The sequence below is a fragment of the Paenibacillus sp. HJGM_3 genome (assembly GCF_045062745.1).
GTDB lineage: Bacteria > Bacillota > Bacilli > Paenibacillales > NBRC-103111 > Paenibacillus_AA.
On sequence record NZ_JBJGED010000044.1, the window covers coordinates 48,205 to 59,150 of the forward strand.

The 10,946-nt window shown below is 58.4% G+C and carries 8 protein-coding genes; 5 read left to right on the forward strand and 3 right to left on the reverse strand.

Annotated elements, in window-relative coordinates; translation table 11 throughout:
* Window positions 1–16: 16 nt before the first annotated feature.
* Both ACI5FR_RS31760 and ACI5FR_RS31765 read right to left on the reverse strand, forming a co-directional pair.
* Window positions 17–1,687: a response regulator gene (locus ACI5FR_RS31760; RefSeq protein ID WP_405462067.1), complete on the reverse strand. Its 1,671-nt coding sequence runs from the start codon at window positions 1,685–1,687 to the stop codon at window positions 17–19.
* Complete coding sequence (locus tag ACI5FR_RS31765) at window positions 1,650–3,488, reverse strand: cache domain-containing sensor histidine kinase (RefSeq protein WP_405462070.1); 1,839 nt, start codon at window positions 3,486–3,488, stop codon at window positions 1,650–1,652. Before ACI5FR_RS31765 ends, ACI5FR_RS31760 begins: the two co-directional genes overlap by 38 nt.
* Before the next feature lie 233 nt (window positions 3,489–3,721).
* Between ACI5FR_RS31765 and ACI5FR_RS31770 the strand changes: the two genes are divergently transcribed.
* Genes ACI5FR_RS31770 through ACI5FR_RS31780 form a run of 3 tightly spaced genes read left to right on the forward strand, consistent with a single transcriptional unit; the run spans window position 3,722 to window position 7,218 of the window.
* Window positions 3,722–4,693 (forward strand): ABC transporter permease, encoded by a 972-nt coding sequence (locus ACI5FR_RS31770; protein WP_405462073.1) that lies wholly within the window; start codon window positions 3,722–3,724, stop codon window positions 4,691–4,693.
* Window positions 4,694–4,711: 18 nt separating this feature from the next.
* Window positions 4,712–5,578, forward strand: a complete 867-nt coding sequence (locus ACI5FR_RS31775; protein WP_405462075.1) for a carbohydrate ABC transporter permease — start codon at window positions 4,712–4,714, stop codon at window positions 5,576–5,578.
* Window positions 5,579–5,634: 56 nt separating this feature from the next.
* Window positions 5,635–7,218: an extracellular solute-binding protein gene (locus tag ACI5FR_RS31780; RefSeq protein WP_405462076.1), complete on the forward strand. Its 1,584-nt coding sequence runs from the start codon at window positions 5,635–5,637 to the stop codon at window positions 7,216–7,218.
* Window positions 7,219–7,222: 4 nt separating this feature from the next.
* Here the strand turns inward: ACI5FR_RS31780 and ACI5FR_RS31785 are convergent, their stop codons facing one another.
* Complete coding sequence (locus tag ACI5FR_RS31785) at window positions 7,223–8,095, reverse strand: AraC family transcriptional regulator (protein WP_405462078.1); 873 nt, start codon at window positions 8,093–8,095, stop codon at window positions 7,223–7,225.
* 153 nt (window positions 8,096–8,248) lie between these two features.
* Between ACI5FR_RS31785 and ACI5FR_RS31790 the strand changes: the two genes are divergently transcribed.
* On the forward strand, window positions 8,249–9,499 hold the full coding sequence (locus ACI5FR_RS31790; protein WP_405462081.1) for a DegT/DnrJ/EryC1/StrS family aminotransferase: 1,251 nt from the start codon (window positions 8,249–8,251) through the stop codon (window positions 9,497–9,499).
* A 171-nt stretch (window positions 9,500–9,670) separates the two neighbouring features.
* The gene (locus ACI5FR_RS31795) at window positions 9,671–10,468 is read left to right on the forward strand and encodes a polysaccharide deacetylase family protein (RefSeq protein WP_405462084.1); all 798 of its coding nucleotides are present in this window, start codon (window positions 9,671–9,673) and stop codon (window positions 10,466–10,468) included.
* The last annotated feature ends 478 nt before the right edge of the window (window positions 10,469–10,946 follow it).

A 10,946-nucleotide genomic window follows, 5' to 3' on the forward strand; every position in this document is an offset into this window, starting at 1 on the left:
AGCGCCAGCGCATAGTTCACTGCGTCTGGCGCTTTCGGTATTCGCTCGGCGTCATGCCGGTCAGCTTCTTGAACACGGTGCAGAAATGCGGGTAGCTGATGAACCCGGTTTTCTCCGCCAATTCATAGTTTTTGTATTTGCCGGAGGCCAAATATTCCTTCGCTTTCCCGATCCGCTGGAGAGTAAGGAAATCCAGAAAGTTCTCCCCGGTCTCTTCTTTGAACAAATGGCTCAAGTAGCTCGGGTTCATATGAATATGCTCGGCGACACGCGACAGCGTCACATTGTCGCCCAGATGCTCGTAGATGTATTGGATCGCTTTGCCGATGTCGGGATGCAGGCCGTCGTACAGCTGAGGTTCCTGGCGAGGCACCCGGGTCAGAAGCTTCTCGAGCGTCTCGAACCAGACGTCGTGAGGGGCATTGTCGGCCAGGCGGCTCCAATCGAGCCGGTGCAGCGTAACGGAATATACGGACTCCAGCCAGTGGACCGCCTTTTGCTTCAGTAATCCAGGCAGAGGGCGGTTTTGGCGTACAAACTCCCGGAGCTCGCGCAAGCCGTTCAGACGGTCCTCCACGGAAGAAGACCCCCACCCAGCGAGCACACGCTGCTCCAGCACGTCCCAATCCATCCGGTCGCCCTTATTCCAGATCCGGGCTGCCGTCCAATAATGATAATGTACGGCAGCCGGCTCGTAGAACGCCGCTTCGGCCGCGGCAATCGCCTCGGTGATCGCCCGCTTCATCTGGCCGAGCTCGGAGGCCGTCTCGCCTACCCCGAACCGGGCGGCCGCGCCGAAGTACCGGTGAAACCACTGGGCGAGCCGGTCGCACAGCTGGTGCAGCAGCGACTCGGACTGCGCCTTGCTCTCCGGGGTAGGCAGCCCGACGACGAGGACGAGCTCGCCTTGCCGGAAGGGCAGCACCGTGCCGACCCCGAGCTCGGCGATCGTCTCCAGCGCCGCCTGCCGCATCGTGTAATCGAGCAGGGGCCGGTCGGACTCCGGGTATTGTGCGAAAAACTGCTGCCGCTCCTCCAGCGTCATATATACGGCAATATATGCCGACGCGCGCCCTCCGACGCCGCTGCTGGCGCCACTGCTCCCTGCAGACCCTGCAGGTCTCGCATACCAGGGGAACACGTCCGCGAGCGGTTCCGCTCCGATGTGCGTGCCCCGCAGCAGATCGTCCAGCACGCGGCCGCGCATCGCCCACATGTGCTGGGCTTGAATATGCTCCGCGCGGCGGACGCGGCGCTGCAGCCGATGCTCGAGGCGGACCGTCTCGGCGCACTTCTGCAGCGTGCGCTCGATCGCCTCGGCGTTCATCGGCGTCTTCAGCAAGTAGCCGAGCGCGCGCATCTCGACCGCGCGCTGGGCGTACTCGAAGTCCTTGTGCGCCGTGAGCACCGCGAAGCGGGTGTGGGGATAATCGCGGCTCAGCGTCTCCATCAGCACGAGCCCGTTCATGACCGGCATCGTCAAGTCGGTGACGATGAGGTCCGGCTGGTGCAGCGCGCACTTCTCGAGCGCGATCTTCCCGTTCATCGCGGTGGCGACGACCTCGAGCCCGAGCTCGTCCCAGCGGATGAGCGAGAGCAGCGTGTCGAGCACCATATATTCGTCATCGACGAGCAGCACCTTGAGCGGCTCATCCGAGAGCCCGTGTCCGTTCGCTTCCGGTATCATCTTCCGTCCTCCTTTCCTTACGCTTTTCCCGAAGCACTTCCTTATCCGTTCCATGTAGAGTAAAAGGCAGAAGCATTTCCACGACCGTGCCCACGCCTTCATCGCTCGTAATCCTCAATCCGTACGGAGCACCAAAATAGAGCCCAAGCCGGTCATGAATGCTGCGCACCCCCAAGTGCGTGTAGCGCGAGACGTCCGTCGCCGCCGGTTCCGCCGGCGGCTTCAGCAGCTCCGTCAGCGCCGCCTCTGGGATGCCGACGCCGTCGTCGGCAATGCGCACCCGCACCCCTTCGGCCGTCACCTCGCTCGTGACGACGATGGAGCCCGGCTGCAGCTTCGGCAGAATGCCGTGATAGAGGCTGTTCTCGACGAGCGGCTGAATCGAGAACTTCGGCACGAGCATCGGCAGCGTCGCTTCCTCGACGTCCACCTCCAGCACGAACTGATCCGGGAACCGGACCGACATCAGGTAGACGTAATGTTCGACCGCCTGCAGCTCCTGCGCGAGCGGGACGAGCTCTTCGGTCTTATCCATATGGAGGGGGAGGAGCGCGGAGAGGCTTGTGATCATCCGGTCGACCTCTTCCGATTGTCCGTGCCTGGACAAATAGCTGATCGAGTTGAGCGTATTGTACAGAAAATGCGGCTGCATCTGCGCCTGCAGCACCTTGAGCTCGTAATGCTTCTTCGCCTTCTCCGTCGTGACCAGGTCGTCCATAAGCTGCTTGATCCGCCCGACCATCTTGTTGAACGTCGACACGAGGATGCCGAACTCGTCGCGGTAGCGCTGCTCGACCGTCGAGCGGAAGTCCCCCGCGCTCAGCTTCTCCATCTGGCGCGCTAGCGCCTTCATCGGGCGGGTCATCGTCCGCGACAGCCAGAGCGAGACGATGGCGCACGGCACGATGCCGAGCAGCCCGATCAGCAGCGCGTACGTGCGGATCCAACGGATCGAGGCGTACATCTGCTCTTCCTTCAGGACGGCCATCACCTGCCAGCCCCACTTGTTGTTCGTCATGCGGGTCACGTAGATCGGGTTGCCGGCGGTATCTTTCGTCTTGTAAGGCTCGACCAGCGTGCGCTCCATCAACTCTTCCGGGAGCCCGGCCAGATCGTATTGCTTCTTATAAACGTCGTATTGCACATACGGGTTGTTCACGGTGAGGGGCCGTTTTTTGGCGCTCAGCAGCAGCAAATCCTGCCGGGACGTATACGTCCAATCCCCATAAGCCGCCAGCACCCCCTGGATGTCGAGATCGGCCACGAGGTTTCCGAGAATTTCCCCCTTGGGCCCCAGCATACGCACAATATATGAAATCGTGTAGTCCGACACCGGCGACATGTAAGGCTCGGTCCAATACGTGACCGCCGAGCCCGGGACGTCATGCTCGAGGATCGCCTTGACGTGCTCCGCCCCTTTGATTTCCCACAAGTACCCCGAGGTGCCGGTCATTTGGCCGTCTGGGGCGATAACATACAAATTTTTGATGTCGTAATTCCAATACAGCCTGTGGTTCTCGAGCAGCTTGGTGACCTCGGCCTTATCCGGAGACAGGAGCCGTTCGTCCTTCGACAGCGCGAGCAGGTTGCCCTGCAAATCCTTCATGAATTGATTGAGCAGAACATCGGTCCGTTCCAGCAAGTGCGCGACATAGCCCGTCTGCTGCTTCGTGAATTGGTGGTAGACGTATTGCTGCGAGCCGTACCCCAGCAGGACGATCAGGCAACTGGTGGAGAGGAAGCTGAGCAGGAACATTTTCATGCCGAGTTTCGGCCGGCGCAGCCAGTGCATGGGCGACATCGCACCTCCCTGGAGTCGAGTTGATCTATTATACCGCTTCGGCGGCGGATGCACATGCGTATTTTTTTGGGAAACCTGCTTCGGTTTTAGATGTTGGACAATGCTTCCCGATCGGCGGCCACATGCCAAAAATCAGAAAGGTTTGGATAAAAAACCGAAAAGTCTGGCGGACGGAAGCTCCTTACAATGAGAATTACGCCACCCATCAAAACCATCATCAAGGAGCAAGCCCTATGGATCAGAGAGAACCTACTGTAACAACCCACGCGTTGGAGGTGAATCCAAGTCCAGTCCCCCGCGCTCGACCGGCATGGCTGACCGTGCTGATCAAGCACCGGTACCGCTACATGCTGATCTTGCCCGGACTGCTGTACATTTTGCTGTTTCGCTACGGCCCGATGTATGGCATTGTAGTTGCTTTTCAAAATTATAACGGATTCAAGGGGATCACCGGAAGTGAATGGGTCGGATTCAAATGGTTCATCCAGTTTTTCGAAGGCCCGGACTTTTGGCGGTTGCTGCGGAACACCCTAGTGATCAGCCTGCTGAAGATCGGGCTCGGCATGGCGCCGGACGTCGTCTTCGCGATCCTGCTGAACGAGGTGCGGGGCCGGGTGTTCAAACGGGTCGTACAGACTTTGACGTACATGCCGCATTTCCTGTCCTGGGTCATCATCTACGGCATCGTGCTGGCGTTCCTGGCGACGAGCAACGGCCTGATCAATCAATGGATTAAGGAGCTCGGCTTCCAGCCAATCCCGTTCTTGACGTCGAACGATTGGTTCCGCTGGGTCATCGTGTTCTCGGACATTTGGAAGGACCTCGGCTGGGGGGCGATCATTTATTTGGCGGCACTCGCGGCGATCGATCCGCAGCTCTATGAGGCGGCGGTCATGGACGGGGCGAACAAGTGGAGGCAAATCTGGCACATTACGCTGCCCGGCATCCGCAATGTGTTCATTCTGCTCTTGACGCTAAGGCTCGGGAGTGTGCTGGATTCCGGCTTTACCCAGATTTTCGCCATGTACAATCCGCTCGTCTATGACTCGGTCGACATTATCGACACGTGGGTGTACCGGGCCGGGATCGTGGAGAATAAGGTTAGCCTCGCCACGGCGGTCGGCTTGTTCAAGTCGGTGGTGGGGCTGATCCTAGTCGTCAGCGCGAACCGCGTCGCCAAAAAATTCGATTCGCAGCTCTGGTAGCGGAAGGAGTCATCCATCATGAGAACGTCCCGAGGGGAACGATTGTTTTACGTATGCAATTATGCGGTGTTGGCGGTTAGCGGATTTCTGGCAGTGTTCCCGTTCTTCTACATCTTGTCCGTCAGCCTCACCCCTTACGTGGAAGTGATCCGGCACGGAGGATTCATCATCATCCCGCGCCATATTACGTTCGAGGCGTACCGCCAGCTGTTCGAGAATTCGGAGATTCCCCGGGCGTTTCTGAATTCGCTGTTCATTACCGGGACGTCGACCCTGCTCGGTCTCGTGCTTACGACGATGCTCGCTTACGGCCTCGCCAAGAAGACGCTGCCCGGCCGGAAGGTCATCTTGCTCGTGCTGCTGTTCACGATTTTTTTCAGCGGGGGGCTTATTCCGCAATATTTGCTGATGAAATGGCTCGGCCTGCTGAATACGTACACGGTGCTGATTTTGTCGGGGACGGTGTCGGTGTTCAATACGTTCGTGATGAAAGGGTTTTTCGAGAATATGCCGGAAGGGCTGGAGGAGGCGGCACTCATCGATGGAGCGACGGAGCTGCAGACGCTGCGCAAAATCATTCTCCCGCTCTCCAAGCCGGTTATGGCGACGATCGGGCTGTTCTACGCGGTAGGGCATTGGAATTCGTTCTTCGAGGCGGTGCTGTATGTGCGCGATACGGCCAAACACCCGCTGCAGCCCGTTCTGCAAAAAATGCTGATGGTGCCGGACGCGAGCGAGATCATGGGCAACATCGAGGATTACGTGCCGAGCGAGGCGCTTAAGATGGCGGCGGTCGTCGTGACGATCTTCCCCATCCTGATCGTGTACCCGTTCTTGCAGCAGCATTTTACCAAAGGCGTCCTACTTGGCTCGATCAAAGGCTAGTCTAGTAAGGCAGTTCGGTATGAAGTACACTTAACTTATTGGAGGAGATGTCCGGTATGTCCAAAATCAAACCAGTAGTCGCGGTCTTAAGTCTCGCTTCCATTCTGCTCGCCGCCTGCAGCGGCGGGGACGCCAAGCCGGCCTCGACGGCCACGCCGGGAACTGGCGCGAGTGCGAGCCCGTCCCAATCCCGTACGCCGATTACGCTCGAGATCGACCGCTGGTATCCGTCGGCCGTCGAGCTGCCGGCTCCCGAGAAAGATCCGATCAAGCTCCAGGCGAAGAAAGACTTGGGGATCGATCTGAAATTTACGGTTACGAACGGGAAGTCGGACGACTGGCGCGCGAAGCTCGGCACCCGGGTATCGTCCAACGATTTGCCGGACCTGATCTATTTCTTCAATATGAAGGATTACCGTACGGCGGCATCCCAGGAATACATCATTCCGCTGAACGATCTGCTCAACACGAAGAACCTCCCGTCCAACATGAAATGGGTGACGAACGACATGCTGAGCTCCATGACGGACGAGAACGGCAAGTATTACGGCATTCCGGTGCGCCCGTCTCCGTCCGTGCTCGGCTATTTCATCCGTAAGGATTGGCTCGACGCCTTGAATCTGAAGATGCCGGAGACGGTGGAGGACTTCGCCGCGGTGGCGACGGCGTTCGCGACCCAGGATCCGGACAAGAACGGGAAGAAGGACACGTACGGCTTTACCGCTACCGGGTGTATGACGTGCCAAGACTATTGGGGCCTGATCGGGCCGTTTATGGGCTTCACCAGCCCGGACGAATTCATGACCGAGGGCGACACGAAGATCAAGGGCGGGTTCACGTCGCCGGAGCTGCGCGCCTACCTGCAATACATGAACAAGCTGATGAAGGACGGCGCGCTCGATCCGGATATCGCCACGAATGATGCGAACCGCAAGACGCAGAAGATTGAGCAGGGGCAGGCCGGCATCTTCATGATGACGGGCGACTACCCGCGTACCCAGCTGGAGAACTTGAAGAAGCTGTTCCCGAAGGCGGAGCTGGCCTATGTGCCGGCCTTGAAGGGTCCGGCGGGCGTCGTCTCGGCGGCGCCGAAGTCGACGGTCGTGAACGCGATCGGCATTACGGTGAAGGCTGCGAAGGATCCGGAGAAGGTGAAGCGGATTCTGGAGTTCGCGAACTGGATGTACGGCGGCATTGGGGAGGAGCTGATGCTGTTCGGCGAGGAAGGCGTCAGCCACAAGAAGGCGAACGGCAAGGTGTCCGAGATTATCCCGGGCAAGCAAAGCGATTATCTGAACGTGTATTCGATGAACGGCGGTCTGTCGACCCGCTTCGGCGAGCCGGATATCCTGAAGCTGAAGTACAGCGATCCGAAGGAATTGGATGTGGTCAAGGCGATGATCGCAAGCGAAGGCAAGACGACATCCGTCTATAGCTTGGGCGCGAAGGAACGGCCGGAGCTGATCAACGACCTGAAGAAGTACCGCGAGGAGATGATGGCGAAGTTCATCTACAACGCCGCCCCGCTGGACGACGCCGGATGGAACGAGTACGTGAAGCAGCATAACGAGAAGTACAAAGGCAATGAGGTCCGCACCGTCATGATGGACGATCTCAAGAAGGCGGGCGTGCTGAAATAAAGGTTTATTCGATCACGGCATGGGCGTTCCGGTAATCGGTGGCGCTCATGCCGTTCGTTTCTTTGAACACGCGGGTGAACGAGCGCAGGGAGGAGAATCCTACGTCATAAGCGATCTCGGACACGGACATATCGGTGGCCGCGAGCAGGCTCGCGGCTCTTCTCACCCGGAGCAGATGCAAATATTCAAGGAAGTTGCGGCCGAGCAGCTTCTTGAATGCATTGCGTACGACGAAGACACTGACATGGAACCGGTCGGCCACATGTTCGAGCGACAGCGATTCCTCCATGAAGTGCGTGTTCACGTATTTGATGTACTCCCACTCCTGCGGCTGGGAGACGGCGGGCTGTCCGAGCGCCGAGAAGCCGGGATGGCTGCGGAAGAACATGTACACCGACTCCAGCAGCTTCAGGCGCATGACGCCCTGCTTGCCGATCCGGTCCGCCTGGTATTCCTCCCATAGCTCGGCCATCACCCTCTGCATCGCCTCGAAGGCGGCGGGCTGCAGGTCGTAGGACGGCGGCACGTCGTCCGACAGCCTCGGCAGCCATTGTCCCAGCTCGGCGAAATCCGCCTGGAACAGCAGGTTGACGTCGAACATGCAGATGAATTTCTTCAGCGGCTCGTCTTCCTTGTATGTGAAGGCGTGCAGGTGGTGCGGGAGCAGCAGGTAGACGCTGCCCGGACGAAGCGGATGCTCCACGCCGTTCACCGTCTGCGTACCGGTCCCGTTCGTCACGAGCGACATCTCGACGAACTCGTGGTGATGGTTGGGGTACCCCCCCTGCATGTTGTAGTAGCTCATGAAGAGCGGGAGCTCGCCCTTTTTGAACATATTCAATCGAATGGTATCTTGAAACACCGGAAAGGTCGTCATCGGTTTGCACCTCGGCATTGCTCGTGAGTTGTGTTGCTGCCTGTCAGTATTGTAGCAATTTTTGGCCTGTTTTGATATACGAAATGGCGCGTAACCGTTCTCAGCCGTCTTTATAATGGAGACAAAATCGGATGAATAAAGGAGATTTGAGCGATGAGCGAGAAATTGGCCATTCTGGGCGGACCGAAGACGAAGACCACGTCCTTCGGCACCGGCAAGCGATTCGGGCTGGACGAAGCGAAGGAGCTGCTCGAGGCGCTGGAGCAAAACACGCTGTTCTACCATTTCGGCAAAAAGGTCAAGCAGTTCCTGAGCGACTTCAACGACCTGTATGGGGTCAAGTATAGCGTCGCGACTACTTCCGGCACCGCTTCCATTCACGTGGCGCTGGGTGCGGCCGGCATTACCGTCGGGGACGAAGTGATCACTAGCCCGATCACCGACCAGGGGACGCTCATCGGGATTTTGTACCAGAATGCGATCCCGGTGTTCGCCGATCTCGACCCGAACACATACAATATGGATCCGAAGTCCATCGAAGCGAAGATTACGCCGCGGACGAAGGCGATCGTCGTCGTGCACTTGGCGGGCAACCCGGCCGATATGGACCCGATCCTCGAGATCGCGAAGAAGCATAACCTGAAGGTTATCGAAGACTGCGCGCAGAGCTACTTGACCAAGTACAAAGGCCGTCTGTGCGGGACGATCGGCGATTACGGCTGCTTCAGCACGAACGACTTCAAGCACATCTCGACCGGCGACGGCGGGATCGTAACGGTTAACTCCGGCGACGAGCAGGACTTCCTGACGACGCATGCGTTCGCGGACAAAAACTTCAAACGGTTCGGCGATCAGGTTCAAAAGGACCTTCACTACTTGGCCCCGAACTACCGGATGACCGAGCTGCAAGGCGCGGTCGGCATCGCCCAGCTGAAGAAGCTGCCGTGGATCTGCGAGCAGCGGAACCAGTACGGCGACCGGATTACGCAGGGGATCAGCGGGCTTCCGGGCATCCAGCCGCACAAGGTCGTCGAAGGCAACCAGTGCACGTACTGGTTCTACATGATGACGCTCGACGAGTCGCAGCTTACATGCACGCGCAAGGAGTTCAGCGAAGCGCTCGCGGCGGAAGGCATTCCGAATCAGGCCGGCTATATCGCGAACGTCATGTACTTGCAGCCGATGTTCGTCAAGCGCCAAGCGTATCTCGGCAGCCACTTCCCGTTCGACCTGTCGGATATTTCGTACAGCGAGGGCGATTGCCCGAATGCGGAGAACATCCTGAAGACCGCGATCCGGTTCTCCGTGAACGAGTTTTTCACGGAGCGGGATATCGAGGACATCATCGCCGCGATCCGCAAAGTCGCCGCGCATTTCGCGAAAGTGCCGGCTAGTGCGAATTGATTGTTACCTGAGTTAGTAAGTAAGCCCTCTGCCTTGGTTTGGTTAAAGAACCTGGGCAGGGGGTTGTTTTGTGCGAATTTTTGTACTTACGGAACATGAGGGGGACGTGCTATATTGGAGTAACATCAGGTCAGTCTTGTACTTCTACATTGGGATTGGAGGAGAGAGGAATTGAACATTCGGTATGACCGGTTCCCGGGCGGCAAGACGAAGGCGTTGACGTTAAGCTTCGACGACGGCCGCACCCAGGATCGTCGGTTGGTGGAGAAGCTGAATACATACGGACTGAAAAGCACCTTTCATTTGAATTCCGGCAAGCTCGGGCACGATAACTATATTACGGCGGAAGAACTGGCGGGCTTGTTCGCCGGGCATGAAGTGTCCGCGCATACGGTCACGCATCCTTTCCTGGAGCAGACTCCGTCCGATCGGATCGTCATGGAGCTGATGGAAGACCGGGCGGCGCTGGAAGCGTTGGTCGGTTACCCGGTGCGGGGCATGAGCTATCCATTCGGGACGTGGAGCGACCGGGTCGTGCAATTGCTGCCTGCCGTCGGCATTGAGTATGCCCGTACGGTGGCGAGCCACGGCACGTTCCGCCTGCCGTCGAATTATTTGCTCTGGGACCCGACCTGCCATCACAAGCAGATGGTGGACAAGGCGGCCGAGTTCAACGCCCTGCAGTCGCGGTATCCGAGACTCGCGTTGTTCTATGTGTGGGGCCATAGCTACGAGTTCGACAACGATAACAATTGGGACCTCGTCGACCGGTTCGGCGAGCAGATAGGCGGACGCGACGACATCTGGTACGCTACGAACGCGGAGATCGTGGAGTACATGCGCGCGCTGGAGCGGCTGCGGTTCTCCGTCAGCGGCGCGATCGTGCACAACCCGTCGGCGGTGTCCGTCTGGATCAGCGCGGGCGGCGACGCCTTCGAAATCGCGGGCGGCGCGACGCTGCAGTTGTAGGGTTCGCGCAGCGGCAGAGGCAGCTGCATTGCGCGATAGCAGCAGTGGTCCGCGGCAGCGGCAACGGCCGGCAGTGGCTGTTTCGCGGAGCGGTTAGCACCGGTGACGGAGCGGCGAAGAGGCAGCGAATGTTCGGCGGCGAGGGCTATTGAAGCCGATAGCGGAATTATGGGTGCATAAGTGAGAGCGTCGCGGCAGCGGCGGTGTTGGCCGGAAACTGGGTCCACGGCGATTGGCGAGCGTTTGCCTGATAACAAGAGAGGGAAAAGCTCCCTCTCTTTCGGGCGAATTGCCCGAAAATGCGAGCACGTAGGGGAAAACCTCCCTCATTTTTTGGCGAATGGCTCGATTTTAGCCCGTTTCCGTCAAAAGTGAGGGAGGTTTTCCCTCTCACTAAGCTATTTCTTCAAAGCCCCATAATTGGAATGGAGTCATCATAGTGAAATGAATTACACTATTGGTGAAGGGGGCTGATGAT

Coding starts and splice junctions, on each gene's coding strand:
- ACI5FR_RS31760 (WP_405462067.1), bottom strand. CDS start 1,687: ATGATACCGGAAGCGAACGGACACGGGCTCTCGGATGAGCCGCTCAAG.
- ACI5FR_RS31765 (WP_405462070.1), bottom strand. CDS start 3,488: ATGTCGCCCATGCACTGGCTGCGCCGGCCGAAACTCGGCATGAAAATG.
- ACI5FR_RS31770 (WP_405462073.1), top strand. CDS start 3,722: ATGGATCAGAGAGAACCTACTGTAACAACCCACGCGTTGGAGGTGAAT.
- ACI5FR_RS31775 (WP_405462075.1), top strand. CDS start 4,712: ATGAGAACGTCCCGAGGGGAACGATTGTTTTACGTATGCAATTATGCG.
- ACI5FR_RS31780 (WP_405462076.1), top strand. CDS start 5,635: ATGTCCAAAATCAAACCAGTAGTCGCGGTCTTAAGTCTCGCTTCCATT.
- ACI5FR_RS31785 (WP_405462078.1), bottom strand. CDS start 8,095: ATGACGACCTTTCCGGTGTTTCAAGATACCATTCGATTGAATATGTTC.
- ACI5FR_RS31790 (WP_405462081.1), top strand. CDS start 8,249: ATGAGCGAGAAATTGGCCATTCTGGGCGGACCGAAGACGAAGACCACG.